Below are 25,700 nucleotides of genomic sequence, written 5' to 3' on the forward strand. Positions count from 1 at the left end.
ATGAGCGAGTTGAAGCGGATTCTCCTGACGGGTGGCGGAACCGCCGGACACGTCAATCCGGCGCTGGCGATTGGCCGGGCGCTCTCCGGCGAGGGGACGCGTTTTCTCTACGTCGGTGTGCGCGGCCGGGCGGAGGCCGAGGTGGTGCCGCGCGAGGGGATGCCGATCCGCTTCGTGCGGGCGTCCGGCTACCCGGGCGGGCGGCCATCGCTCGAGCTCGTCCGTTTCCTGGCGAACCTCGGCGTTGGCGTGGTGCAGGCGGTCGTCATCCTCCTGTCCTTCCGTCCGGACGTCATCGTCGGCACCGGCGGGTTTGCGTCGGCGCCGATCATGTTCGCGTCTGCGATTCTGCGTCGCCTGGGCCTGCTCCGGGCTGGCGTGTTCGTCCATGAACAGAACGCGGCCCCTGGGAAGCTGAACCAATTGGTCGGCCGCGTGGCCGACCGCGTCTTCGTGACGTTTCCGGAGACGTTTTCGAGCTTCCCGTCGAACGGGGTCGTGACGGGCTACCCGCTGAGGGGGCGGATTGCGGTCGTCGATCGCACAGAGGCCGGTCGTCGTCTCGATTTCACTCTTCCACCCGGACGACGGGTCATCTTCGTGTTCGGCGGCTCGCAGGGAGCCCGCACGATCAATCGTGCAATCGTCGACGCGTTAGGCGACCTCCTTCCGCTGCGCGATCGCCTGTTCATCATCCACGGCACCGGTCTGTTTCGCGGCCGTGACTACCACGCGACCGACGACACCCAGGCGCGGATCGATGCGCAGTATACGGAGGACGAGCGCCGACAGATTGCGACGTTCTACGTCAGTCGGCCGTTCTTCTACCAGATTGAGAACATCTACGCGGTGGCCGATCTCGTCGTGGCGCGCGCGGGCGCCGGGAGCCTGTACGAGCTGGCGTCGCTCGGTCTGCCGGCCATCGTCATCCCCAAGGCCAATCTGCCCGGTGACCACCAGGTGATGAACGCTCGCGCGATGGCCCGCTGCGGCGGAGCCCTGGTGATCTACGAGGAGGCCGCGCTCGTCAACGGAGCGATCGTCGAGCAGGTGGACGGGCGCCAGTTGGCGACGGCGATTCGAACGCTCATCGACGACACGGCGCGGCTCGCGGAGATGGGGCAGAAGAGCCGCACGTTTCTCCGACAGGATGCGCTCAGCCTGATTGTGCGGTGCATCCGGGGTGAGGACGTCGCGGGACCCACCGGCGTGGACGGCGCGGCCTTCGAATCCCTGCCCACGAACCAGGCGCTCCTGTCGCGCCTCGAGCGAGCGGCGGCGGAGAAGGGCGCCGCGTACAGCCCAGACTTCGTCGTGCCGTCGCCCGACGACCGGGCGTATTTCGTGAGCCGCGCGGCGTCGCTGCTCGTGAGCGCGGACTGGGAGCGCCGCAACCTGGGCGTCAAGCTGATTGGGCTGCTGCACGCCCGCGAGAAGCTGCCGCTGCTGCTGGCCTTGCTGGGCGACCGGCGCCCGGCCGCCCTGCTGAAGCGCCTGTGCGGCGGCGACTACGAGCAGGTTGGATTCATTCGACGCAACATCCTGGCGGCGATCGCACGGCTGGGCGTGACGACGCCCGAGGTGGAGGCGGCGCTGGTCGGTGCATTTGCCGATCCCTACTTCGAGGCGCGCGCCGAGGCTGCGCGCACTGCGGCGGCGCTAGGGGCGTACCTGCAGTCGCGACAGCAGATCGTTCAAGGTCTCGAGCGTCTGCTCTCGGACCGCTGGCTCGAGGTGGCGGCGGCAGCGGCCCAGGCGCTCGGCCGCGTGGGCGACGAAACCGATGCGCTGCCGGCGCTGCTCGCTCTGAAGGGCGCACGATTCTGGCGCGTGCGCGCCGCGGCGCTCGACGGCCTGGTGACGCTCGTGGAGCGGGGCCGGGCGGGCGACCTCACGCGACTGATGCCCGCGCTCCAGGAGTTCGTGCTGACGTCCACCGATTTCAAACCCGAGTTTCAGATCAAGCGGCTCTACGGTCGCCTGCTGCAGGCGATCGCCGCTCGGGAAGGAGGCGCCCGGTGATCTACCTGCTCGGCGCGCTCGTGCACTCCCGCGTCGGCGTGCTGGGGCTCCTGCGCCTGTCGGAGTACCTGACCGTCCGGGCGATTGGTGCTGCGCTGACGGCCATCATCCTGACGTTGCTGATCACGCCGCGGTTCATCTGGTACCTCCACCGGCGCGGCCTGGTGGACCAACTGCGGGAGACCGGCGTCCCGTCCGCGTTCGACAAGGCCGGCACGCCGGTGATGGGCGGCGCCGTCATGGTCGGCTGCATCGTCATCGCCACGGTGGCGTGGTGCAATCTCGCCAGCCGGTACGTCCTCACCGTGCTCGTCGCGCTGCTCTGGTTCGGCGCCATCGGCCTGGTGGACGACGTGGCGAAATGGAGGGCGCGTTCGGGCAATCGTGGCATGTCCGAGCCGATGAAACTGCTGCTGCAGGGGCTCTTCACGGCCGTGCTCGTCGCCCTCATCGCCAGCCCGTGGTCGCCGCTTCCCGGACGCGAGATGGGAAACCTGTACGTGCCGTTTCTCAAGTCGCCTCTCGTCCGATCGCTGGCGCTCTATTTGCCGGTCGTGTTCATCTTCGTGATGCTCGTCGGAAACGCCGTCAACATCACCGACGGGCTCGACGGTCTGGCGATCGTGCCGTCGGTCTTCGTCATCAGCGTGCTGGGATTGTTCGCCTACGTGATGGGGAACGCGATCTGGGCGCGCTACCTGTTCTATCCGCTGCTGCCAGGTTCGGGCGAGCTCATCGTGTTCTGTGCGGCGTTCGCCGGCGCGGGCATCGGCTTCCTGTGGTTCAACGCCTATCCCGCGCAGATCTTCATGGGTGATGCCGGGTCGCTCGCCATCGGCGGCTGCATCGCCACCATCTCGGTGCTGCTCAAGCAGGAGGCGCTGTTCCTCATCCTTGGCGGCCTGTTCGTCGTGGAAGCGGTCAGCTCGCAGGTGCAGGACAAGATTGGTATCAAGTGGCTGGGCCGGCGCCTGTTCTACCGGGCGCCGTTTCACCACCAGATGCAGCACACCGGCCTGGCAGAGACGAAGGTCGTGATCAGGCTCTGGATCATTTCCGGCATGCTCGCGCTCGCGGCGCTCGCGACAATCAAGCTCAGGTAGGAGAGACCGTAATCGCCACGATCTCGCCGCGCCTGAACAGCCGCATCGGCGGCCCCCAGAATCCCGTCCCTCTCGACACGATCAACGACATGCCGTCGATCGCATATCGCCCGGCCACGTACGGATACACCATCCGGACCAGGTAGGTGAACGGCCAGATCTGTCCGTCGTGGGTGTGGCCCGACAGCATCAGGCCCACGCCCAGTTGCGCGGCCCGTTCCACCTGCCATGGACTGTGGCACAAAAAGACCGTTGACCCCGGCGGACGATGAGCGAGAGTGCGATCGACCGGATGGTCGCTTTGTCCAAACTGCCGCCTCGCCGTGAGGTCGTCCACCCCTGCCAGCACGAGGCCGGGCGCGACTTCCACCGACGTATCGCGCAACAGGCGGATGCCGGCATCCGCGAAGACCCGCAGCGAGCCGTCCAGGCCGGCGTAGAACTCGTGGTTTCCCGTGACGCCCCAGACACCGAGGGGCGCGTGCAGCGTGCGCAGCGACGGAACGAGCAACTCCGACAACGACGAATCCTGATCGACCAGATCGCCGGTGACGACGATGAGGTCCGGACGGAGCTGCTCCACTTGCGTGATTCGTTCCTCGATCCAGCGCTTCCGAAGCACAGGACCGAGGTGCAGGTCCGACAGTTGGACGATGCGCAGTCCGGCCAGGGCTGGCGGGAGTCCCTGGATGGCCACCCGGTGCTCCTGTACGGTCGGCGCGCGCAGACCCTGCGTGACGGCGAACAGGCTCAGGCCGATGGCGATCGCGACGGCAGCGAGGCGAAGCGGCCTGGAGAGTCCCGGGATCAGCCACCCGAAGCCGGTCACGATGTCGGCCCCGAGCAACCAGGCGAACAAGAAGAACAGCATGCCGACCCACGTGGCACCGACCAGTTCGACCGGCGCCGCCACGGTCCGACTCGTCGAACGGGCGAGAATCTGGCCGAGCGGAAAACTCACCCACAGGAGTGCCCCGCCGATGAGCAGCGCCCGGTGCCACAGCGGCCCGGCGGCTGGCGGCAGGTTCCACAGCCTGGCCACGACGTAGACATGCTCGAGGGTCCAGACCGACAGGATGATGGCGAAGAAGGTCATTGTCTCTACTATCGCATACAGGCCGCAGGTTGCGGCGGGACGGCGGGCGGGGTACGCTCCCGGTCATGCACGCTGCCTTCGCTCGCGTCCATCGCGCGCTGACTCCCACTGGGTTGACCGGGTCGTGGGATGGCCCCGCCTGGCGCCACGCCGACCGGCTGTCCATTGCCGAATTCCATCCTCGAAGCACCGATCATCGGCCCGTGACCGAGGCCCGGCTGCTCTACGACGACGACGCCCTCCATGTGCTCTATCGCGTGCAGGACCGATTCGTCCGCTCGGTTCACACGGAGTACGACAGCGACACGTACAAGGACAGTTGTGTGGAGCTGTTCGTCCAGCCGGCAGGCGCCCCTGGGTACTTCGCGCTCGAACTGAACGCAGGCGGCGCGTTCTCGCTGCGTTACATCGAGGATCCCACCCGGGCCGCGAACCGTTTCGCCAAATGGACCATGGTCGACGCCGGGCTTGCCTCGACGATCCGCGTCGGCCACTCGCTGCCACAGGTGGTCGAGCCCGAACGGTCCGACCCCACCAGCTGGTGGGTCGAGGCCACGTGGCCGTTCGCGGTGATGGAGGGCTACTGCGGGGCGGTTCGGCCGGCCGCGGGGCAGCGCTGGCGGGCGAATGCCTTCAAGTGCGGCGACGAGACCTCCCACCCCCACTGGGCCAGTTGGTCGCCCATCGGCGAGACCCTGAATTTCCACCAGCCGCAGTACTTCGGTGAGATCGAGTTCGTGCGCTGACCGAGCGCCTCGAGCGGCACCCACCCAGATCATCAACCGCAGCCCCCGCCGCGCGTGGCCGCTGCAGCCTTCGTGTGCCTGGTGCCCTCCGTGGTTCAGCCACGATTGGCATCAGACTGATGCATTTCCCCTCACAGCCGATAACTGATGATGTAGGGGACTGGTGTCGGTGTCTTCGTGTGCGAACGCGCACACGGTTCGACGTGGTCCGCTGAGCCGACGTGTTCGGCAGGCTGGAAGGCCGTAGGCACAGACCGTATGTCAACTCTCGCCTTGTCGCGCGATTGGTTCCCGGCCGAGTCGGATGGGTCGCTCCAGGTCGTGGCGCAACGATTCGAGTCCCTCGTGAACTCGCCGCTCCGCGCCAGCCTGCTGCGATTCCTGTTCGCGCGGCGCGATGGCACGTTCGAGATTGAAACGCTGACCGCGGCGCTGGGATGCATGCGGGCCGACGCGGAGCGGTGCCTCGACGCGCTCGTCGCGGCCGGCCTCGTGCAGCGCCGGATGTCGGGGACCATCCACTACGGGGCGGCGACGCCGGCGCACCCGATGCTCGCCAGGTTGCTCACCGACTTCCTCGCGCGTCCCTCCGGCGACGCCCACCTCAGCACGACGATCGCGGTCCGCCGGCTGCAGGAACTGGTCGGCCGTGACGAGAAGATGCTGCTCGTTCTCGAGTCGATCCGTACCGCGGCCAAGACCGACATCTCGGTGCTCGTGCTCGGTCCGACCGGCGCGGGAAAGGAAGTGGCGGCGCGCGCCATCCACGACTTGAGCCGGCGGCGGGCACAGGCGTTCCAGGCGGTGAGCTGCGCCGCGGTGCCCGACACGCTGTTCGAGGCCGAGGTCTTCGGCCACGAGAAGGGCGCCTTCACCGGTGCACACGAACGCCGTGTGGGCCGCGTCGAACTGGCGGATCGCGGCACGCTCCTCCTCGACGAGATCGGTGACCTGCCGCTGCTCTCACAGGCGAAATTGCTGCGCGTCCTCGAGGAGCGCCGGGTCGAACGGCTCGGCGGGAGCCACGGGATCGCGGTCGATTTCCGCCTCGTGTCGGCGACCAACAGGCCGCTCGAGTCGCTGGTCGCGGATCGCCGGTTCCGCGAGGACCTCTACTACCGGATCAACGCGTTCACCATCCGTCTGCCCGCGCTCAAGGAACGGGCGGAGGACATCCCGCTGCTCGCGCGGATGTTCCTGTCGAAGCAGTGCGTGGCGGACGGGCTGCCCCCGGACGCGAAGCGGTTCTCGCCGGCGGCGCTCGGACGGTTGAGCGCGCACCACTGGCCGGGCAACATCCGCGAGTTGGTGGCGACGGTCTCGCGTGCGGCGCTGTCGACCGACGGCCCGGTGATCGACGTCAAGCAGATCGGCTTCATGTCGACGATGACCGCGTCCTCCGGCGTGACGGCCTGCCCGAGGGGCATCCGGCGGCTGGCCGACATCGAACGCGAGTACGTCCAGACGGCGCTGGCCACGACGAAATGGAACAAGAAGGAGACGGCGCGGCTGCTCGGGATCAGCCGGGAAACGCTCTACCGGAAGATCCGCGAGTACCGGCTCCTGGTTGACGGGACGAGCGGGAAACCGGGCGCGGACATCGGCTGAGGGGCACACGGGCGTGACGAGGTTCGGACGCTGGTACATCGCGGCGGTTGCCGTTCTGGGCGTGGGCGCCCTGACGAACTCGCTGTACGTGCTGACGCAGGTGCCATTCAACTACCGGTGGCTGATCCTCTGGGTGCTCACCTGGCTCAGCGGGTCGTTTGCCATCCGCGTTCCAGGCGTCGCCGCCACCATCTACGTTTCCGAAGCGTTCTTCTTCACGACCATCCTGCTGTTCGGTCCCGCGCCGGCCACGGTGTGCATGGCGATCGACGGCCTGCTCATCTCGATCCGGCGGAAGCACCGCGAGGCCTACCGGGTCATCTTCAACCTGGCCGAGCCGTCGATCTCGGTCTGGGTGGCCGCCCAGGTCTTCTACCTGCTCTCCGGCGTCCCGCCGCTCGGCACGCTCGCCACGGTGCCGTCGCTCAGCACCCTCGTGCTGCCTGTCGTCGCCATGGCGGCGGTCTACTTCGTGCTGAACAGCGGCCTGACGGCCGTCGCGGTGACATCCGAGACCGGGGCGTCACCGTATCGCCTCTGGCGCGAGCACTTCATGTGGCTCTCGCTGAACTACTTCGGCGGCGCCTCCGTGGCCCTGCTGCTGGCGCTCAATGCGCCGCGCCTCACGTGGAGCGGCCTCGGCGTCGTCGTGCCGCTCATCGTCATCTCGTGGTTGACGTTCAAGACGTCGATGGATCGGGTCGAGGACGCCAACCTCCACCTCACCGAACTCAATCGACTCTACCTGTCCACGGTCGAGACGCTCGCGATGGCGATCGACGCGAAGGATCAGATCACGCACGGTCACATCCGCCGCGTGCAGTGCTACGCGATCGGTCTGGCGAAAGCCATTGGCGTGAGCGACCAGCGCCAGATCAAGGCCATCGAGGCCGCCGCGCTCCTGCACGACATGGGCAAGCTGGCAGTGCCCGAACACATCCTGAACAAACCGGGGAAGCTCACGCCGTCGGAATACGACCGCATCAAGCTGCACGCGTCAGTGGGAGCGCAGATTCTCTCGGCGATCGACTTCCCGTACCCGGTCGTGCCGATTGTCCGCCACCATCATGAGAACTGGGACGGCACGGGCTATCCCGACGGCTTGAAGGGCATGGACATTCCGCTCGGGGCGCGGATCATGGCGGTGGTGGATTGCTACGACGCGCTGACGTCCGACCGCCCCTACCGTCCGGCGTTGTCGGACGAGGAGGCCCTGGCCATCATCGACGCCCGCCGGGGCACGATGTACGATCCCGTCGTGACGGACGCCTTCGTTCGCGTCCACGCCGACATCGACGCGGAGGTGACGACGTCGGGTGACGACGTGAGCGCGCTCGAGCAGTTGCTGCACGCCCAGCCCGCGACGGCCGTCGCCGATGCCACAGGGACGGCGAGTGGATCCCGCGAGCTGACCGACACGCTGCTGGCGCTCTCCGATCTGGCCGGCGGGATGGCAGGCCACACGTCCGTCGAGGATCTCGCCATGGCGCTCGGCTTCCGCTTGAAGCAGACCGTGCCGTGCGACCTGCTCGTCTTCTACCTGCGCGACCGCGTGTCGGACGATCTGGTGGCGGTCTGCGCGTCGGGCACGGCCGCCGACGTGCTGAAGGGGATGCGCCTGCGCGCGGGTGAGGGCCTGAGCGGATGGGTGGCGATCAACCGCACGACGATCATGAACTCGAGCGGCGCGCTCGACCTCGCCGAGCGCAAGGACCTGCTGCCGGGGCCGTTCGACAGTGCCCTGGCGACGCCGCTCGTCGCGGGCGACCACGTCGTGGGAGTCCTCTCCCTCTACGGGGAGTCGCGCGAGGCCTTCAGCGGCGAGCATCAGCAGGTGGTCGAATTCGCCGCGCGCCAGATCGGCCCGGCGCTCGAGCGGGCGCTGGACTTCGAACAGGACCGCATGGCGAGCCTGTTCGATCAGCCGACCGGCCTCCCAAACGAGAAGTACCTCGAGCGCGTGCTCGCATCGGCGGCCTATGCCGTGCGCACCGACGGTCCCAAACCCGGGATCCTCTTGCTCAGCGTCACCGATGCGGGCCATGACGACCCGGGCGGGACCGACGTACTCCTCCGCCTGGCGGCCACCGCACGCACCGCGGTGCGCGTCACCGACCTCGTGTTCCGCACCGGCGACCGCGAAGTCATGATCCTGATGGCGGATACCACACCCGAGGCGATGACCGCCATCGCCGGGCGAGTGATCGAAGCGACCGGAGACCAGGCCGGATTCGGGCGGCCAGTGCAGATCGAAGCCGCGTTCGCGCTGTTCCCCGCGCATGCCGGAACCGCCGCCGACCTGCCGCGCGCGGTCCGCGCCCGCCGCGCGGCGATGCTCCCCGCGGATCGACTTGTGTCGATGCCGGCGCCCGCGATGGCACCCCGTCTCGCCTGCTGAGTCCCCGGACAAACGCCGACGCCGTTGTGCCCCTTGGACCGGGCGCCGACAGACGCCGTCCGGTCGGCGTAGAATGGAGTCGTCCTTCCGGGAGGATCAGATGACGACGCCAGTCACGACCATCGTCGCTATTTCGAGGCAGATGGGGGCGGGTGGTGCGTACGTCGGCCAGGGGATTGCCCGGCGCCTCAACGTGCGCTATGTCGACCGCGAAATCCTCGAGGAAGCGGCCAAGGTGTTGGGCCGCGATGACCGCGAGGTCGAGAGCCTCGAGGAGCGGGTGACGAGCGTCTGGGCACGCATGGCGGGGGCGCTGTCGTGGGGAGCGCCCGAGGCGCCCTACGTGCCGCCCCCGGTGCCGACGGTGATGGAGGAGGACGTCTTCGCCGTCGAGGCCGAGATCATTCGTCAGATCGCCGGCCGGGAAGATGCCGTCATCGTCGGGCGGGGAGCGGCCTGGGTGCTGCGCGAGCATCCGCGACTTCTGAGCGTGTTCCTCCACGCCCCGGAGGAGGAACGGACCGAGCGGGTGAGGCAGGCATACGGCCTGGAGGCGGGACCGGCCCGCGACCTCGTTCGGCGGTCGGATCAGCAGCGCGGCCGCTTCCTCCAGTCGCTGCACGGCGGGGAGTGGATCGAGCCCTCGCACTATCATCTCTGCCTCGATACGTCTGCGATTGGCATCGAGGAGACGATCGAGGTGCTGGCCAGCCTGGTCGAGCGCCGCCGCAGGGCTTGATCGGGACTGCGGGACTCCGATTTGCTCTTTTCAGCGCATCGTGTCACACTATGGGAGCAAAGAAAGAACGAAGAAACCTGTTGCCGACGACGCAACCTTCCGCTACGCAGATTCCTTTTTGAACCACCAAGCTGCTTCGACCTATCCCGCGCCTCGCCCCCGGCGTCGCGCTCGGCGTAATCCTGCTCTGATTTCTCCGGCTGCCGGCCGCCGGTCTCGCGCCGAGGCCGCTGCCTCGCCCGAGGGCGAGATCGCGACATCGTTCGACTCCCTGAACCTGCCGGCCCCGTTGATGATGGGTGTCGCTGAACGGGGATTCGTGTCGCCCACGCCCATCCAGGCCGATGTCATCCCGGTGGCGCGGACTGGTCGCGACTTGATTGCCTGCGCCGAGACGGGGACCGGAAAGACCGCGGCGTTCGTGCTGCCGATCCTCGAACGCCTGCTGCAGAGGCGGTCCGCGCCGCCGTCCGAGGGTTCGCCCCGCACGGCCGTGCTCATCCTGACGCCGACCCGCGAACTGGCCGTTCAGATCGACGACGACATCCAGGGCTTCGGGTATCACACCGGGCTCTCGAGCGTGGCCGTCTACGGCGGCGCACCGTCGGAGCCGCAAGAGCGCGCGCTGCGCGCCGGTGTCGACATCGTCGTCGCGACGCCGGGCCGGCTCATGGACCACATGCGATGCGGAGCCACGGACTTCACGGGCCTCGACGTGCTCGTGCTGGATGAGGCGGACCGGATGATGGACATGGGCTTCTGGCCCGACATCACCAAGATCGTGTCTGCGGTGCCAGAGGCCAGGCAGACGCTGCTGTTCTCGGCGACCATGCCGGACGAGGTGATGACCCGGGCGCGCGCCATCACGAAAGACGCCGTGATGATCGCCAACGGCGCGAAGAACGGTCCGGCACGGACCATCAGCCACACGTCGGCGCAGGTGCCGTCGGGCGAAAAGGCCACGTGGCTCGGCCGCTTCCTCCGCCAGGAGCCGGGGCCGGTGCTCGTGTTCGTCCGCACCAAGCGGGGGGCCGACAGGCTGGCCTCGCGGCTGGTGGCGGCTGGCATTCGCGTTGCGGCGCTGCACGCGGACAGAACGCAGCAGCAGCGGTCGGCGGCCGTCGAAGGGTTGAGGTCGGGTCGCTTCACGGCGCTCGTCGCCACGGATCTGGCGGCGCGGGGGCTGGACATCGAGGCCATCACGCACGTGGTCAACTACGAGGTGCCGCCAACGCGCGAGGCGTACGTGCACCGCGTGGGCCGCACCGGCCGTGCGCTGGCATCCGGAATGGCGGTCACGCTTGTGGCCCCCGAGGAACGCCGGGCGCTCGACGCGCTCGTCCGCGAACTCGACATCGAGATGAAACCGCTACTGACTCCACCACGTCTGCCGGTCGAGGAACAGATTCGAGACCGCCGTCCACGCCGGCCAGTCGTCAGTGCCGCCGGCCAGGAAGACGCGGTCCTTCCGGAGAACGTCGGCCAATAGGCGACCGGTCACGGCTGACCTGGATAGCTCGACTGATCCCCGCCGTCGCGGTGAGGAGAGACGCGGCGCCCCCTTCGCGGTATCGTAGGAGAATGGGCCGCCTGACTCACCTGCTGTTGTTCGTTCTCCTCGTGCAGGCGGCAGCCGTCGAAGCGGCCGATGCGGTCGTTCGCGGGCGTGCCACCGATGCAGCCGGGCTGCCACTTCCTGGCGTCACGATCACCATCACGCTCGTTCAGGATCCGCACGCGGCCGCTGGAGCGTCATCGCAGCGGACGGCGACGACCGACGAGCACGGTGCATTCCTGCTCCAAGCGCCTCCCGGCCGATACGTCGTGCGCGCGGAGATCCAGGGCTTCGATCCGCTCGAACAGCCACTCGCGCTCGACGGAAGGGGAGCTTCCAGCCTCGATCTCCAGCTCCACGTGGCGAGCTACAGGGAACAGGTGACCGTCAGAGGCGAAGCCTCGCAGGCCGTGCTCGGCAAACCACAACCAGACGCGCCGGTCACCGTGACGCGCGAGGTCGTGGATAGCGGCATGATGCCCAACAGCCAATACGACGATGTGCTGCCGCTGCTGCCGAACGTCGTGCGGGGCCCGGACGGCCTCATCAGCGTGGCGGGCGCCAGCGCGCCGCAAGGATCGCTGCTCGTCAACGGCCTCAACGAAACCGACCCGATCGCAGGCGTGCCCCTCATGCTGTTGCCGCTCGAGGCGGTCGAGTCGATGGATGTGTTCTCCGGGGGATATCCGGCGGACGCAGGGCGCGCGACCGGGGGCGTGACGTCAGTGCGCACCAGGGCGGGCGGCGATGAGTGGCACGCGTCCGCCAACAGCTTCTTTCCGCGCCTCCGGTTCGTCGCCGGCAGGCTGTACGGCATCGATTCGTGGGACCCGAACGTCGGCCTGCTCGGGCCGCTCGTCAAGGGCAGGGTCTTCCTCGAGCAGGCGATCAGCTACCGCTTCGATCGCAACCGGTTCGACACGCTGGCCGGCTCCCAGGACAGCATCTACTCGGCGTTCGTGTCGTGGTCGCAACTCGACGTCCAGGCCTCATCGGGACATCACTTTGTCGGCTTCGTCTCCTTCGATCCGCAGCGGACCGAGCACGCCGGTGTGACGGCGTTCACGACGGCCAACAGCGTGCCGCTCCTCGAACGGGGCGGATGGAGCGCCTCGGCCGGAGATCGCGTGGTGGTTAGCACTTCCACCGTGCTGGCCCTGACGGCGGGCGTGGTCAGGTCGCGGTTGGGGGTGAGTCCGGACGGCGCATCGCCGTACGTCGTCGGGCACGACCAGGTGCAGGGCAGCTACTTCGACCGGCAGGACCTGCGCGGCACGCGGATCCAGGTGAGCGCCTCGTGGAACTGGACCGGGTGGCAGGGGCACGAACTCCGGGCCGGCGCGGACGTGTCTCATGCCGCGCTCGATGGCACGGACGCGGCGGGCGACGTCACGATGCTCCGGAGCGACGGGCAGCTGAGCCAGCGCATCTCGTTCCTGCCGGTGCCCACGCTGTCCGGAACGGCTCGCGAGGCGGGGGCGTTCGCGCAGTTTCGATGGCAGGCGCGCGCGAACCTGACCGTCGATGCCGGCACCCGCCTGGACTGGACCACGCTCGCACGGCCCGTCGGTTCGCCGCGAATCGCCTGGACGCTGAAGTTGCCGACCGGCGACACCACGCTCAGTGGGAGTGTTGGTCTCTTCGGGGACAAGGTTCCGCTCGAAGCGTACGGCTTCCCGCTACGGCAGCCGCGAGAGGTGCTCAGCGCGCTGGACGGGTCGGACGTGGTCTACCGGAACGTCATCGACGGTCCGCTCCGCACGCCGCTCGCCACCCGGTGGGACCTGGAACTCGACCGGCGCTTCGTCGGCGGCTGGCAGGCGCGGGTGAAGTACCAGGAGCGGCGTGGTCACGACGAGTTGATCGTGAACCCGATCCGGGACACGGCGACGACCGGACGCCTGGCGTTGTCGAGTTCGGGCGCCTCGTCCTCACGGAGCCTGGAGGCGACGTTGGCGTACCGCGCGCCGGGCGCCGGGCACGAGCTCTACCTGTCGTACGTGCGATCCCGGAGCGAGGGTGATCTCAACAGCCTCGACACGATCACCGGCGCGTTCCGTCAGCCGCTCGTGCTACCCAACCAGGTCGGCCCGCTCCTGGCGGACGTGCCGCATCGTCTGTTGGCGTGGGGCCTGGTCCGCCTGCCGCTGCGCATCACGGTGGCCCCCTTCGTCGAGATCAGGAGCGGCTTCGCGTATTCGGCCATCGACGACGACTGGCTCTATGCCGGTCCGGCGAACCGCGCGCGCCTTCCGTGGTTCGGGTCACTCGACCTCTACGTCAACAAGGTCGTCACCGTCTCCAGTCGGCTCCCCGACGCGCGCCTGGGCGTGAAGTTCTACAACCTGGCCTCGATCCACACCGAGCGTGACGTGCAGCGGAACACCGCGCAGCCGGAGTTCGGCCAGACCTACAACCCGATCCCGCGCGACTTCACGCTGGTGTTCGAGCTGCTCTGGGGGCGGAAGTAGGGGGCGGCCGTGCGGCATTGGAGCGAGGACCCTTCGCCCGGGGCGCGTTCTCACGGCTGGGAGAAGTCCGGGTAGAGCCGCTTCGCGCAGTCCGGACAAATCCCGTGTGTGAACTTCAGGTCGAGGTGCGATGAGAGGTAGGCCTCGACCTGCGTCCACAGTTGCTCGTCGCGGACCCTCTTGCAGGACATGCAGATTGGCAGGATGTCCCCGATCGCGCACAGGAGCGTGAGGTCCTCGATGAACAGCAGCGCGCAGGACTGATCGCGGTAGACGACAGGGGAGGCCGTGACCAGGACGTGCATCGCCTGCACCTGCCCGTCGCGCTGGAACTCCATCCGATCCCGCATCCGCACCGGCTCCCGGCCCACGTAGGTGAACCGGACCGCCTTCCGCATGACGCAGTCGCTGCACGAGGTCGAGCGGCCGCACCCTTCGCCCGTCTCGGTGCTGTGGATGCAGCGCAGCACCTCGCCGTTGCGCTGACGGAGCACGAACGACGCGTCGGTGCCGATCATCTTCTTTGCCGCCGGATTCGCCGCCAGCAGACGCATGTCCTCGTCGGTGATGAACGCCGGGAACGGCAGTGCGTCGAACACCGCGTCGGCCGGAGACGGAGCGTGACAGGGAGTCGGGGTCAACGCCGTACCTCCTTGGGGATGGAAACATTCTACATCCTTCTGATATCGTGACCGGACCATGACCGACGCCATCGACCCGGGGGACGTGCGACTGTTTGCCGGCAGCTCCAATCCGCAGTTGGCCGCCGACATTGCGTTGCTGCTCGGCGTGCCGCTCGAGTCGGCCGCCGTGTCGAAGTTCAGCAACGACAATCTCTACATCCAGCTCGGCGCCAGCGTCCGGTCGCGCGAGGTGTTCATCGTCCAGTCACTGTCACCGCCGGTGAACGACCACCTGATGGAGCTGCTGATGATGCTGGACATCGCCCGCGGCGCCGGCGCAAAGGCGGTCCACGCCATCGTGCCGTATTTCTCGTTCGCCCGTTCGGACAAGAAGGACTGTCCCCGCATCTGCATCACCGCGCGGCTGGTGGCCGATCTGCTCCAGACGGCCGGCGCCACGCACGTGATGACGATGATGCTGCACTCGCCCCAGGTGCACGGTTTCTTCGGCGTGCCCACCGACCCGCTCTCGAGCCGGCACGTGTTCGTCAAGTACTTCGCTGCCTGCGACCTCGCCGGCACGATTGTCGTCGCGCCCGATCTCGGGCACGCGAAGTCCGCCGCCCGGTTCGCCCGTGACCTCCATCTGCCGGTGGCCGCGGGCAACAAGGAGCGGGTCTCCGACACGAAGGTCCGGATCACAGGGCTGGTCGGTCCGCAGTTGTCCAACTACCGCTCAGCGTTGATCTACGACGACGAGATCGCGACGGGCGGGTCGGTACTCGAACTCTGTGAACGGCTGGTCGACGAAGGGATCAAGGAAGTTCGCGTCGCGTGTACGCACGGGGTGTTCGTGAGAAACGCCCTGGAGCGGATCGCCGCAGTCCCGGTCGTCCAGGAAATCGTGACGACCGACACCGTGTACATACCGGAGCAGACGCGCCACCGGAAACTCCACATCCTGTCGGCCGCACCGATCTTCGCCGACGCGATCCGGGCGAACCATCTCCGGCAGTCGATTGGACACCTGGTCGTGTGCGGGGACGAAGAGGATAGGTAGCAAGGGAGCAGGGGAGCAGGGCGCCGAGCGGTGGCTCGCCGGCCGTCGCCCACGGTATACTGCGTCACCCGCGCGTCCGCCCACGGCTCGACCGGCAGCATCTCACGTCAAGAGAGGCCTTATCGTGACCGACATCTTTCAGCATCTGCTCGTCCTCGGACGGCCTGCCTGTGGAAAATCCGAGTTCATCGACTTCCTGAAGCACGCGTCTGCCGACGTGCTCCGCGGCCGGCTGCACATCGGCCGGTTCGAGGAGGTGGACGACTTCCCCTGGATCTGGGACAAGTTCATGGACGATGCGATCTGGGAGAAGGCGGGCTACGACCGGTTGTACACGCAGGAGTACATGCCCGGCAACCCCGGCATGGCGCCGAAAGGTGCGAAGCTGTTCGATTGGTGCATGCACAAGTTCAACGACGTGATTGCCCGCCAGTATCTCGGCCGGCCCGAGTTCTACGACCAGTCCACGTTGCTCATCGAATTCTCGCGCGGCGGTCCGAACGGGTTCGGACGCGCCCTCGGCATGCTCGATCGCTCCATCCTCGAACGCGCGGCGATTCTCTACATTCAGGTCTCGCGTGAGGAATCGTGGCGGCGGAATGTCGCGCGCTACCAGGAGAAGCTGAAACACTCGATCCTGGCGCACATGGTTCCTCGCGAGACCTACGACTATTTCTACGACAACAACGACTGGGAGACGCTCACCGCCGGCCGGCCGGCTGGACGCCTCGACGTGCGGGGCGCGAGCGTGCCGTTCGTGTCGATGAACAACGAGCCCGAGTCCACCGACCCGGCGGTGCTCGAGGAGCGCTACGGGGCCGCGCTCGGCTCGCTGTGGGGGCTCTGGAGCGCGCAGCGATGAGCGGCCAGAACCGCACGCCACCGACCGTGTTCGAGCATTTGTTCGTGCTGGGGCGTCCGGCCGGTGGCAAGAGTGAGTTCATCGACTTCATGAAGAAGCTTTCGCCCGACGCCCGCGCGGCCGGATTCGGGATCGGCCGCTTCGAGGAGGTGGACGACTTTCCCTGGCTGTGGGCGGCCTGCGTGGAGGACGACGCCCGCGAAACCCGCGGAGAGCCGCGGCTCGTGTCCGAACGCACGCCCGAGGGCTACAACATCACGCGGCCAAAGTTCCGCCGCTCCCTCGTCGAGCACTTCAACGAGGCGATCGCCAGCCGGTACCTCTCCAAGCCGGCGTTCTACGCGGATGGCGGGACGCTGTTGATCGAGTTCGCGCGCGGACGAGACGACGGGTTTCGCGACAGCCTCGAACGATTCCGCCCCGAGATCCTCGCGCGTGCGGCCATCCTCTACATCAAGGTGTCGTTCGAGGAGTCGTTCCGGCGGAACTCGTCGCGGTACAAGGAAGGGCAGGAGGAGTCGATCCTCTTCCACAAGGTGCCCGACCGCGACATGCTGGGGTTCTTTCGAGAGAACGACTGGGACGAGATGACCGAGGGTGCGCCCGACGGGTGGCTGTCGCTCGCCGGCGTTCGCGTGCCGTTCGTCTCGATGAACAACGAGCCCGAGTCAACCGACCCGGCGGTGCTGGCTGCGCGCTACGGCGACGCGCTTGGGCGGCTGATGGCGCTGCGGCAGTCTCGGTGAGCGGCTCGCGGGCGCTCAGTGGCTCGAGCGTCCCTTCGGCACCACGTTCCAGAGGCGCACCATCAGGAGCGCGCCGACGAGGGCGAACGGAATCGGCGCCCAGTGCCACGCTTCCCATCCCCACGTCGTGGTGACGTAGCCGACTCCCACGCCCACGAACGCCCCGGCCAGATACTGCATGCCGTCGAACAACCCGGCGGCCGAGGCGGCCGCTTTCCGGCCGCCGAAGTCCATCGACGCGGCCCCGCCGATCATGCCGTGCGCGCCATTCACGCAGAAGGAAAGCGCCACCAGGCAGCACGCCGCCGCGATGGGGCCGAAGTGCAGCAGGTCCGAGACGCCGAACAGCGCCAGGATCACCGCCATGCCGATGAACCCGAAGGCGATCACCGGCGCACGGCGCCCGCCGAACGTCCGGTCCGACGCGATGCCGAACACGAAGCCGCCGGCGATTCCCGCCAGCGCGATGCCCCACGTCGCGATGATGTAGGGGGCGTACGTGGCGAACAGCGCCTTGTCGGCGCCGTAGTAGTCCACGAAGTACTTCGGCCACCAGGCGTCCACGACGCTGCGCCGGACGAAGCCGATCATCATCGACCCGGCCGCGATCGTCCACATCGCCGGCGACGCGAACACCCTGCGGACGATCTCGCGGATCGACGGAGCCGCATCGGTCACATCCAGATCATCTCCGGTGTCGAATTCGCCGAGGCCGGCATCCTTCGGCGAGTTCTCCATCCACCTGAGGTTGATGAGCAGGAAGAGCACCACGAACGCGCCAGGAATCCAGAACGCGTATTGCCACGGGAAGAAGAGGAAGATCAGCGGCACGCCCTGGAACGCGAGGAGCAGGCCGAACCGGATGAGCACGCCGAAGACGCCCGCGAAGGTGCCGCGCTCGCGGACGTGGAACCACTGCGCGTTGACCTTGACGATCGACAGCGCCCCGAAGGACTGGAAATACCCGTTGATGCCCCAGACGATCGCCATGAGCGCGAGCAGCATGCTGCCCGACAGTCCGTAGTTCAGGACCGCCGGTGTGACCACGTGGCGTCCCAGGCCGGTTCCCACCCAGACCGCCGGCGACACGATGGCCATGCTGGCCAGGCCGAACAGGAGGTTCATGATCGCGACGCCAGCGGCACCGAACAGAAACGCGCGCTTGCCCCCGACGCGATCGGCGAGGGGCCCGTTCAGGACCACGGCCAGGCCGTAGACGAGTGGCATCATCGTCTCGAACACGCCCAGTTCGGTGTTCCTCCAGCCGAGCGTGTCCGCCAGGTATGGCGCGGCGGCCGTGTAGTTGTAGCGCGTCGCGTAGAAGAACGCGTACAGCATGCCGAGCGACAGCCAGTTGACGGCGCGCCGGTGCCTGAATTCCGGGCTGTGCTGTGGGCGGGCGGGTGATGTTGGGTTCATAGTGGCACGGGGTCGGAAATGGCTCGACAGACTTTACTCGTTCCCGATATCTTCGACAAGCGACGCCACATGCTCACCGTCGAACTGCACCGCCACTTCGAAGCCGGACTGGCCCCCGAGACGATCGCGCGCCTCGCCGCGAGGCACCGGGTGACCGAGGTGCGGACGCGCGCCGGCGTGCTGGTGCCAGACGTCGATCCTCAGGACCCCGAATCGATTCGGCGTTACTACCGAACCGTGGCGTCGGGACTCGGCGGCCCCGGCGGCTTCACCCGGTTCGTGGATTCGTTCGGCCTCCCGCTCTCCGTGCTGCAGTCGATCGAGGACCTCGAGGAAGCGGTCTTCGAACAACTGGTGGCCTGTGCCGCGGCGGGCAGCCTTCACACCGAGCTGCGTGGTTCACCGTTCACCTACCGCGACACCGTGAACGCCCCGCTCGACGCCATCGCCGACGCACTGGTCCGCGGCGTCGATCGCGCCTGGGCCGAGCGGCAGGTCAGTGGCACGTTCATCCTGGCCTTCAGCCGGCAGAAGGGAGAGGTTCAGGCGCCGGTGGTCGCGGCGCTGGCCGCCCGCCTTCACCGGGCGGATCGACCGGTGGGCCTCGATATCGCGGGATTTCCAGAGTTGACCTTCCCGCCCCGGCTCTTCGAGGAGGCGTTGCGCCCGGCGCGGGAAGCCGGCGTGCCTCTGACGGTCCACGCCGGTGAGCAAGGCTGCCCGCCCGAGTTCGCGGCCGCTCCGCCCGACCTGGTTCTCGAAGCCGTGGAGTGTCTTGGCGCGCGCCGGATCGGGCACGGGACGTCGCTCGCCGCCTCCGCCGACGCGAGGGCGGCGATCCGCGACCGCGGCATTGCGGTCGAGTGTTGCCCGGTGTCGAACGAGCGGATGGGATTCGTCCGAGTGGCGGATCACCCGTTGCCGTTGATGCTCCGCGAAGGACTGCTGGCCACGGTGAACACCGACGACCCGCTGATGTTCGGTCCCTTCAGCGTGGCCGGCACGCTCGACGCGATGGCCGCCACGCTGCCACTCAGCCGCACGGACCGGGTCCAGTTGGCGCAGAACGGCGTCGAGTCGGCGTTCGTCACCGAGTCGCGGCGCGATTCGCTTCGCCGGCGGCTCGCCGGCTACCGAGACCCGGGCGTCTGATCGGGACGGGTACCAGAACCGATCTTGTCGAGGAAGTATGTCAGGCGGCGTGTTCCGAGATCTTGCCAGGTCACCGTCCGCCGTGCGTTGACGAGGTCGAACCGGTATTCCACGAACAGCAAGAAGTTGGCGACGACAATCAGGCACGTGACGGCCGCAGCCAGCCAGGCTTTCCCCCGACGCCATCGGGCGGTTCCCAGGGTCGCGTCGAGAAGCACCGCAAGCCCGGTGGCGAACGCGGTCGTGCATCCGATGAACGCCCGGCCTCCGAACGCGTCCCCCTGATGCCAGTCGTACCAGGCGCCGAGGATGTAGACCTGGGTCGTGACGGCGAGGAGACAGAGCGCCGCCGCTCTCCTGTCTCGACGCCATAGCAGGGCCAGGCCGATGACCCCCAACAGGAACACGGGGTGCCACGTGAACAATCCGCGATGCGCCGACACGAGCACCGCCGTCAGATGCGGCGCCGTCCACGTGAACGGCGAACCGCCCGCCGCGCCTATGTACAGCTGAGCAGGTGTCCACATGCCATAGATGTAGTGGGACACCCAAACCTGTGGGCTGAAGATGACGAGCGCGACGCACAGGCTGATCGCCGCCTCACCTGCGAATTGACCCAATGCGGTGAGCCTGGTCCGGCCCGGCTCCCGCGTCGTGCGGGAGAACAGCCGGCGGCCGAGCGCCGGCAGTTCGACGATGAACGGCAGGGCCAGGAACACGGCTTCCTGAGTTCGCACGAGTGCGAGCAATCCCCCGATCAAGCCGTACACGATGGCGCGGCGCGGCCCCGGCCGGCCGCGCAGTTCGATCCATGCGAGGAAGAACAGGCTTGTCGCGAAAGCCGAGGTGGGGTGCGCCATCGAGGCCTCGGCGGTCATGTAGTAGACGAGATTGCCGCCGCACAGCACGAGCGCAGTTGCCCACACCGCAGCCGCACGGGTCGAAAAGCGACTGGCGACGCGGAAGGTCACGAGGATGGCCACCAGGCCGTACAGGATGTTTCCGGAGATGACGACCGCCTGATGGAAATTGCTGCAGCCGTCCGATGACAGTCCGGCGCCCGCGCCGTTTGCCACGAGCACGGCGGCGTGGGCGATCAGGAAGAACGGAATCCAGAGGAGCGCGGCGCCGATCGGCCAGGGATTCGGCTGGCGACCCGTGGCCGTCCGCCACGAGGTCGCCTTGATCCCAACGACGTGCAGTTTCTGGAATTCGGCCGACAGATCGAGGCGACCGTCCAAGACGACCGCCGGCAGGTAGCTGTAGTACCCCGCCCCGTCCGAGCCCACGAGTTGACCGTCGATGCGGGGTAGCGGAATCGTGGCCAGAAATGCGAGCAGGCACACGCCGCCGAGCAGAGACAGCAGCGCATAGGGGTGTGTGGCCGGCCAGGCGAGAACGCGGGCCAACGGTCCAGCTTCAAGTGGCGGGTGGCGTTCCATCGATTCAATCTGAGGTCGTCAGTCTCCTCCGAGAGCGACGACCATCCGCCAGCCGGGACGCGGCACCTGGCGCCTGCCGACGCGGCCGCGCCGATCCGGAACGGTCCGGACCCGCATTATATGCCGGCGGCACGATTCGATGGTCCGGCCGTTGCGACCGTGGCTCAGCGCAGCATGTTCAGGACGTTGCCACCCTGGCTGTTCGCCTGGGCGCGTGCCGCCAGATCCGGCTGCGCGAGAATCTGGTCCGACGCCTGGCGCACGGCCTCGATGGCCATATCCGGGCTCACGATCGTTCCCCGCATCGGAGTTGATGCCGGCGCCTTCGGGACGTCGCGTTCTGCCGTCCGATCGACTTCCCGATCCGACTGGGCGCGAGCCGCCTCGACATGGGCACGGGCCGTGAGATCCACCCGATCTGCCGGTGGTGCGCTTGCGCCTTGTGTTCGCCTGATGCTGGAAGCCGGAGGTCTGACCTCCCGTTGGCTTTCCGCCGGGGCCTCGGTCTTCGGGGCATTTGGTCCGATGCCTGAGGTGTTCATACGGAGCTCCTTTGCGCGAAGTGATGACGAATACCCAGGACGCGGACCCGGGTGGGCGCGTCGTAGACTCACCCGGATCAGTAATCGGCAGGTGCCCGCAGGACTTGAGCAGGAATTTTTGGGGCCACGTTCTGCCAAAGAAGGTGAAGAATGGGGAACGCACGGACCAGGGGAGCGCCAGATGAGGAGACAGAGCCGGTTCGTCGCGCTGGGCATCCTGCTCTTGGGGGCCGTTTCGACGCTGACCGCGCAACAAGCGTCCAAGGTCCGTGAGCAGGCGCCTGCCTGGACGACGAAAGTCGATGCGGCGGTGCTCCGGGAGGCGCAGTCGACGGCCGGGACCGACTTCATCATCCTGCTGAACGAGCAGGCCGATCTCTCGAGCGCGTCGGTGCTGCCGACCCGTCAGGCGAAAGGCGAGTTCGTCGTGCGCGAGCTGCAGGCTGCGGCCGCCAGGACCCAGCCGGCCCTGCTCGCGAAGCTCCGCGCGCTGGGCGTCACGTTCACGCCGTACTGGATCGCCAACCTGGTCGTGGCGCACGGCGACGTGAAAGCCGTCGAGGCGGTTGCGGGTCGCGCGGATGTGGCACACCTGTTTGCCAACGCGAGGCTCGTGGCGTCACCACTGCCGGTCGGGCCGGCGTCGAAGGCCGAGGCAGCCACGCAGGCTATCGAGTGGAACATCTCGAAGATCGGGGCGCCGCAAGCCTGGGCCGAGGGGTATCGCGGCCAGGGCGTCGTGATTGGCGGCCAGGACACCGGGTACAAGTGGGACCACCCGGCCATCATCAACCAGTATCTGGGCTGGAACGGGACCGCCGCGGATCACAACTATCACTGGCACGATGCAACGGTCGATGGCCTCCGCGCGCCGGCCGATGATCTGGGCCATGGCACGCACACGATGGGCATCGCGCTCGGCAATGACCTTTCGCCGAGCGATCCCGGCTGGCCGGCGGCGGCGGGGAACGCCGTGGGCGTCGCCCCGGGCGCCCGGTGGATCGGCTGCCGCAACATGAAGAACGGCGTCGGTACGATCGCGACGTACACCGAGTGCTATCAATGGTTCATCGCGCCGACCGACCTCAACGACCAGAATCCCAATCCGACGCTGGCGCCAGACATCATCATCAACTCGTGGGCTTGCACGGTCAGCGAAGGCTGCACCGACGCGGAGGCGCTGGCGCTTCTGGCGCCCGTGCAAAGCGTGACCGCGGCGGGGATCCTGACCGTCCATGCGGCCGGGAACAAAGGGCCGAATTGCAGCAGCGTCACAGATCCAGCGACGATCTACGCGGAGTCGTTCAGCATCGGATCGACGAACTCGTCCGACACGATCGCGTCGGACAGCGGCCGCGGTCCGGTGACGCGAGACGGCAGTGGCCGGATGAAGCCGGATGTGTCTGCGCCAGGAGTGCTCGTCCGCTCGGCCTACGCCACAGGGTACCAGTTGATGAGCGGGACCAGTATGGCCACGCCGCACGTGGCGGGGGCCGCGGCGCTCATCCTGTCGGGCCGGCCGCAACTTGCGGGCAACGTGGCCGCGCTGAGATACGCGCTCACCCGCAGCGCCGTTCCTCTGACGACGACGCAGGGATGCGGCGGGGACAGCGCGTCCGCGGTGCCCAACAACGTCTACGGGTGGGGGCGCCTCGACGCTCACGCGGCCGTCCATCGCATCGTCGACACGCTGCTGCTGACCGTTGCGTCGGTCGGGCCGGCGTCCGGACCGGCCGGTGGCGGCACGACGGTGACAATCACGGGAACGGGCTTTGCGGCCGGAGACACGGTGTCGTTCGGCGGTGTCGCGGCGACGGGCGTGACCGTGATCGACGCGACGCGGATGACCATGACGACACCACCCCACGCGACCTCAATCGTCGACGTCGTGGTGATGCGCACGGATCAACAGACCGCCGTGCGGACGAGCGCGTTCACCTACGGCAGCCCGGCTTTCACGGACGATCCGCTGGCGGCCGGGGCAGTCGCGGTGAGGGCCGTGCACGTCCTCGAATTGCGACTCCGGATCGGCGAACTGCGAAGTCGCTACGGCCTGTCGCCCATTGCCTGGACCGACACCCTGGTGTCTCGAGCGACCGTGGTGAAGGCGCAGCACATCACCGAACTGCGCGCCGCCCTGGCCGAGGCCTACGGGGCCGCCACGCGGTTCGCGCCGGTCTACACGGACTCGACGCTGACGCCAGCGCAGACCAGAGTCGCAGCGACCCACATCACGGAGATTCGCAACGCCATCCTCTCGCTCTGGTAGGGTAGGGGCCCGTCAATTCCATTGGTACCCTGTGAGGATCATCAAGGCGCCCGGTCGAGCACACGCAGAAAGCGAGCGAGTGGCCCCGGTGTTGCTGACGACACGAAGGCCGCACGGAGCGAGGGCAGCAGGGTTGAATCACGGGTGAAGGGCCCGGACAGGGCGGAGCAGCTATACTGTGGCGTCACTGGAGTCTCATCCACGGAGGCATTCGCCATGTTCAGACGTCTGTCGTTTGCGCTTCTCGTCCTCGTCCTCGCCACTTGCAGCCTGGCCGCTGCGCAGGACCTGGCGCCAATCAAGTTGCCGGCGCCGCAGACCGACGGTGGCAAGCCCCTGATGCAGGTGCTCAAGGCGCGACAATCATCCCGCGAGTTCGGTCCCGAAAAGGTCTCGATGCAGGTGCTCTCGAACCTGCTGTGGGCTGCGTGGGGCGTCAGCCGTCCCGACGGCCGTCGCACGGCCCCGTCAGCGAGCAACAAGCAGGAAATCGACGTCTACGTGGCGTTGCCCGATGGCGCGTACATCTACGACGCGAAGGCTCACGCCCTGAATCCGGTGGTGCCGGGCGACCTGCGCGGAGCGACGGGGACCCAGCCGTTCCCGGGAACCGCGGCGTTGAACCTGGTCTACGTGGCCGACACGTCGAAGGTGGCGCGGCCGGCGACCGATCCGCAACAGGCCATGAACATCGGTGCCGATGCCGGGTACATCTCGGAGAACGCCTACCTCTTCTGCGCGTCGGAAGGCCTGGCGACGGTGGTGCGGGCGTCGGTGGACAAGGCCTCGCTGGCCAAGGCGCTGAGACTGCGCGACACGCAGGTCATCGTGCTGGCACAGTCGGTCGGGTATCCGAAGAAGTAGAAGGGACTACACGGCTGGCGGTTCGTCGGCACCCGCGCCGACGCCTGCGCCGATGCCTGCACCCACTCCAGGCCCGACACCGACGTCAGGCTGCTCGGTGACGAGTGTCGGCCTCACACCGCTCAACGACCTCCTCGGCGGTGCGTACAAAGGCGAGTCCGGAGGCCTGTATCCCGGGCGCACGAACTCGCATCCGGGCCACTCGACGGGCCTCGCCCTCGCTCGGGCGATCGGGCCGCGCGATGTCAACGGCACGCCGGACGCCGGCGGGAAGTACGCCCTGGTGTCGATCGGCATGTCGAATACGACGATGGAGTTTTCGGCCTTCAAGGCGCTGGCGGACCGCGAGCCGGGCAGAGACTCGCATCTCGTGATCGTGGATGGCGCGCAAGGCGGTCAGACGGCGTCCCTGTGGATCAATCCCTCGTGTCCATGCTGGGGAGTGCTCGACAGCCGGATCCAGGCAGCCGGCGTCAGCGCCAGCCAGGTCGCCATCGTCTGGCTCAAGGAAGCCGACGCCGGACCGTCTTCGGGCTGGCCCGCATATGCGCAGCAGCTCAAGAACGAGATCGAGACGATGCTGCAGATGTTGAAGCAACGGTTCCCAAACCTGCGGATCGCCTATCTCTCGAGCCGAATCTACGCCGGGTACGCGACGACCGCCTTGAATCCCGAACCGTACGCGTTCGAGAGTGCGTTCTCGGTCCGGGGCGTGATCCAGGATCAACTGTCGGGTATGGCAGCGCTCGACGTCGCCAGCGGCCGGGCGCCGTGGGTCGCGTGGGGGCCGTACCTGTGGGCGGATGGCATCAGGCCCAGGAGCGACGGCCTGACGTGGGCGTGTTCGGATCTGAGCAGCTCCGACGGAACTCATCCGAGCGCCACTGGCCAGCAGAAGGTCGCCGCCCTCCTTCTCGACTTCATGCGCACCGACGCGACGGCGCGCGAGTGGTTCCTGCAGTAGGCCGGTCCCGAGTCCGGGA

The 25,700-nt window shown here is 67.7% G+C and carries 20 protein-coding genes; 15 read left to right on the top strand and 5 right to left on the bottom strand.

Annotation, left to right across the window (positions count from 1 at the left end; genetic code table 11):
- Both VGK32_11905 and mraY read left to right on the top strand, forming a co-directional pair.
- Complete coding sequence (locus VGK32_11905; GenBank protein HEY3382467.1) at positions 1-2,022, top strand: UDP-N-acetylglucosamine--N-acetylmuramyl-(pentapeptide) pyrophosphoryl-undecaprenol N-acetylglucosamine transferase; 2,022 nt, start codon at positions 1-3, stop codon at positions 2,020-2,022.
- Complete coding sequence (gene mraY / locus VGK32_11910) at positions 2,019-3,125, top strand: phospho-N-acetylmuramoyl-pentapeptide-transferase (protein HEY3382468.1); 1,107 nt, start codon at positions 2,019-2,021, stop codon at positions 3,123-3,125. The genes VGK32_11905 and mraY overlap by 4 nt, the downstream gene beginning before the upstream one ends.
- Here the strand turns inward: mraY and VGK32_11915 are convergent.
- On the bottom strand, positions 3,118-4,221 hold the full coding sequence (locus VGK32_11915) for a metallophosphoesterase (protein ID HEY3382469.1): 1,104 nt from the start codon (positions 4,219-4,221) through the stop codon (positions 3,118-3,120). The two genes, mraY and VGK32_11915, sit on opposite strands and share 8 nt — an antisense overlap.
- 65 nt (positions 4,222-4,286) lie before the next feature.
- Here VGK32_11915 and VGK32_11920 point away from each other — a divergent pair, with 65 nt between their 5' ends.
- The 6 genes from VGK32_11920 to VGK32_11945 all read left to right on the top strand — a co-directional run bounded on the left by VGK32_11920 (position 4,287) and on the right by VGK32_11945 (position 13,738).
- Positions 4,287-4,967, top strand: coding sequence for a carbohydrate-binding family 9-like protein (locus tag VGK32_11920; protein ID HEY3382470.1), 681 nt, complete (start codon positions 4,287-4,289; stop codon positions 4,965-4,967).
- A 258-nt stretch (positions 4,968-5,225) separates the two neighbouring features.
- Entirely contained in the window at positions 5,226-6,575 is a 1,350-nt protein-coding gene (locus tag VGK32_11925) for a sigma-54 dependent transcriptional regulator (GenBank protein ID HEY3382471.1), read from the top strand.
- Positions 6,576-6,588: 13 nt separating this feature from the next.
- Complete coding sequence (locus VGK32_11930; GenBank protein HEY3382472.1) at positions 6,589-8,973, top strand: HD domain-containing phosphohydrolase; 2,385 nt, start codon at positions 6,589-6,591, stop codon at positions 8,971-8,973.
- Positions 8,974-9,073: 100 nt separating this feature from the next.
- Positions 9,074-9,712 carry a cytidylate kinase-like family protein gene (locus VGK32_11935; protein ID HEY3382473.1) on the top strand — a complete coding sequence of 213 codons (639 nt, stop codon included), beginning with the start codon at positions 9,074-9,076 and terminating at the stop codon, positions 9,710-9,712.
- A 319-nt stretch (positions 9,713-10,031) separates the two neighbouring features.
- Positions 10,032-11,201, top strand: coding sequence for a DEAD/DEAH box helicase (locus tag VGK32_11940; protein HEY3382474.1), 1,170 nt, complete (start codon positions 10,032-10,034; stop codon positions 11,199-11,201).
- A gap of 92 nt (positions 11,202-11,293) precedes the next feature.
- Positions 11,294-13,738: a TonB-dependent receptor gene (locus VGK32_11945; GenBank protein HEY3382475.1), complete on the top strand. Its 2,445-nt coding sequence runs from the start codon at positions 11,294-11,296 to the stop codon at positions 13,736-13,738.
- Positions 13,739-13,788: 50 nt separating this feature from the next.
- Here VGK32_11945 and VGK32_11950 read toward each other — a convergent pair whose 3' ends face one another.
- The gene (locus VGK32_11950) at positions 13,789-14,379 is read right to left on the bottom strand and encodes a PAS domain-containing protein (protein HEY3382476.1); all 591 of its coding nucleotides are present in this window, start codon (positions 14,377-14,379) and stop codon (positions 13,789-13,791) included.
- A gap of 58 nt (positions 14,380-14,437) precedes the next feature.
- Here VGK32_11950 and VGK32_11955 point away from each other — a divergent pair, with 58 nt between their 5' ends.
- From VGK32_11955 to VGK32_11965, 3 genes are all read left to right on the top strand, one after another.
- Positions 14,438-15,421: a ribose-phosphate pyrophosphokinase gene (locus VGK32_11955; protein HEY3382477.1), complete on the top strand. Its 984-nt coding sequence runs from the start codon at positions 14,438-14,440 to the stop codon at positions 15,419-15,421.
- A 124-nt stretch (positions 15,422-15,545) separates the two neighbouring features.
- A complete protein-coding gene (locus VGK32_11960) occupies positions 15,546-16,283 on the top strand; it encodes a hypothetical protein (protein HEY3382478.1) in 738 nt (245 codons plus the stop codon).
- Positions 16,280-17,029, top strand: a complete 750-nt coding sequence (locus VGK32_11965) for a hypothetical protein (protein HEY3382479.1) — start codon at positions 16,280-16,282, stop codon at positions 17,027-17,029. Before VGK32_11960 ends, VGK32_11965 begins: the two co-directional genes overlap by 4 nt.
- 15 nt (positions 17,030-17,044) lie before the next feature.
- Here VGK32_11965 and VGK32_11970 read toward each other — a convergent pair whose 3' ends face one another.
- Entirely contained in the window at positions 17,045-18,448 is a 1,404-nt protein-coding gene (locus VGK32_11970; GenBank protein ID HEY3382480.1) for an MFS transporter, read from the bottom strand.
- Between the two features lie 18 nt (positions 18,449-18,466).
- On the opposite strand from VGK32_11970, the gene VGK32_11975 reads away from it, so the two are divergent.
- On the top strand, positions 18,467-19,600 hold the full coding sequence (locus VGK32_11975) for a hypothetical protein (GenBank protein ID HEY3382481.1): 1,134 nt from the start codon (positions 18,467-18,469) through the stop codon (positions 19,598-19,600).
- Here VGK32_11975 and VGK32_11980 read toward each other — a convergent pair.
- Both VGK32_11980 and VGK32_11985 read right to left on the bottom strand, forming a co-directional pair.
- Positions 19,579-21,009, bottom strand: coding sequence for a hypothetical protein (locus tag VGK32_11980; GenBank protein HEY3382482.1), 1,431 nt, complete (start codon positions 21,007-21,009; stop codon positions 19,579-19,581). The two genes, VGK32_11975 and VGK32_11980, sit on opposite strands and share 22 nt — an antisense overlap.
- Before the next feature lie 197 nt (positions 21,010-21,206).
- Entirely contained in the window at positions 21,207-21,455 is a 249-nt protein-coding gene (locus VGK32_11985; protein HEY3382483.1) for a hypothetical protein, read from the bottom strand.
- Positions 21,456-21,765: 310 nt separating this feature from the next.
- Here VGK32_11985 and VGK32_11990 point away from each other — a divergent pair, with 310 nt between their 5' ends.
- The 3 genes from VGK32_11990 (at position 21,766) to VGK32_12000 (ending at position 25,681) form a co-directional block, all read left to right on the top strand.
- Positions 21,766-23,853 carry a S8 family serine peptidase gene (locus VGK32_11990; protein HEY3382484.1) on the top strand — a complete coding sequence of 696 codons (2,088 nt, stop codon included), beginning with the start codon at positions 21,766-21,768 and terminating at the stop codon, positions 23,851-23,853.
- A gap of 216 nt (positions 23,854-24,069) precedes the next feature.
- Positions 24,070-24,717, top strand: coding sequence for a SagB/ThcOx family dehydrogenase (locus tag VGK32_11995; protein HEY3382485.1), 648 nt, complete (start codon positions 24,070-24,072; stop codon positions 24,715-24,717).
- A 97-nt stretch (positions 24,718-24,814) separates the two neighbouring features.
- Positions 24,815-25,681: a hypothetical protein gene (locus VGK32_12000; protein HEY3382486.1), complete on the top strand. Its 867-nt coding sequence runs from the start codon at positions 24,815-24,817 to the stop codon at positions 25,679-25,681.
- Positions 25,682-25,700: the final 19 nt, after the last annotated feature.

This window comes from Vicinamibacterales bacterium (assembly GCA_036504215.1).
In the GTDB taxonomy this organism is placed as follows: domain Bacteria; phylum Acidobacteriota; class Vicinamibacteria; order Vicinamibacterales; family Fen-181; genus FEN-299.

Coding starts and splice junctions, on each gene's coding strand:
- VGK32_11925 (HEY3382471.1), top strand. CDS start 5,226: ATGTCAACTCTCGCCTTGTCGCGCGATTGGTTCCCGGCCGAGTCGGAT.
- VGK32_11935 (HEY3382473.1), top strand. CDS start 9,074: ATGACGACGCCAGTCACGACCATCGTCGCTATTTCGAGGCAGATGGGG.
- VGK32_11915 (HEY3382469.1), bottom strand. CDS start 4,221: ATGACCTTCTTCGCCATCATCCTGTCGGTCTGGACCCTCGAGCATGTC.
- VGK32_11975 (HEY3382481.1), top strand. CDS start 18,467: ATGGCTCGACAGACTTTACTCGTTCCCGATATCTTCGACAAGCGACGC.
- VGK32_11965 (HEY3382479.1), top strand. CDS start 16,280: ATGAGCGGCCAGAACCGCACGCCACCGACCGTGTTCGAGCATTTGTTC.
- VGK32_11920 (HEY3382470.1), top strand. CDS start 4,287: ATGCACGCTGCCTTCGCTCGCGTCCATCGCGCGCTGACTCCCACTGGG.
- VGK32_11970 (HEY3382480.1), bottom strand. CDS start 18,448: ATGAACCCAACATCACCCGCCCGCCCACAGCACAGCCCGGAATTCAGG.
- VGK32_11945 (HEY3382475.1), top strand. CDS start 11,294: ATGGGCCGCCTGACTCACCTGCTGTTGTTCGTTCTCCTCGTGCAGGCG.
- VGK32_11905 (HEY3382467.1), top strand. CDS start 1: ATGAGCGAGTTGAAGCGGATTCTCCTGACGGGTGGCGGAACCGCCGGA.
- VGK32_11995 (HEY3382485.1), top strand. CDS start 24,070: ATGTTCAGACGTCTGTCGTTTGCGCTTCTCGTCCTCGTCCTCGCCACT.
- VGK32_11990 (HEY3382484.1), top strand. CDS start 21,766: ATGAGGAGACAGAGCCGGTTCGTCGCGCTGGGCATCCTGCTCTTGGGG.
- VGK32_11955 (HEY3382477.1), top strand. CDS start 14,438: ATGACCGACGCCATCGACCCGGGGGACGTGCGACTGTTTGCCGGCAGC.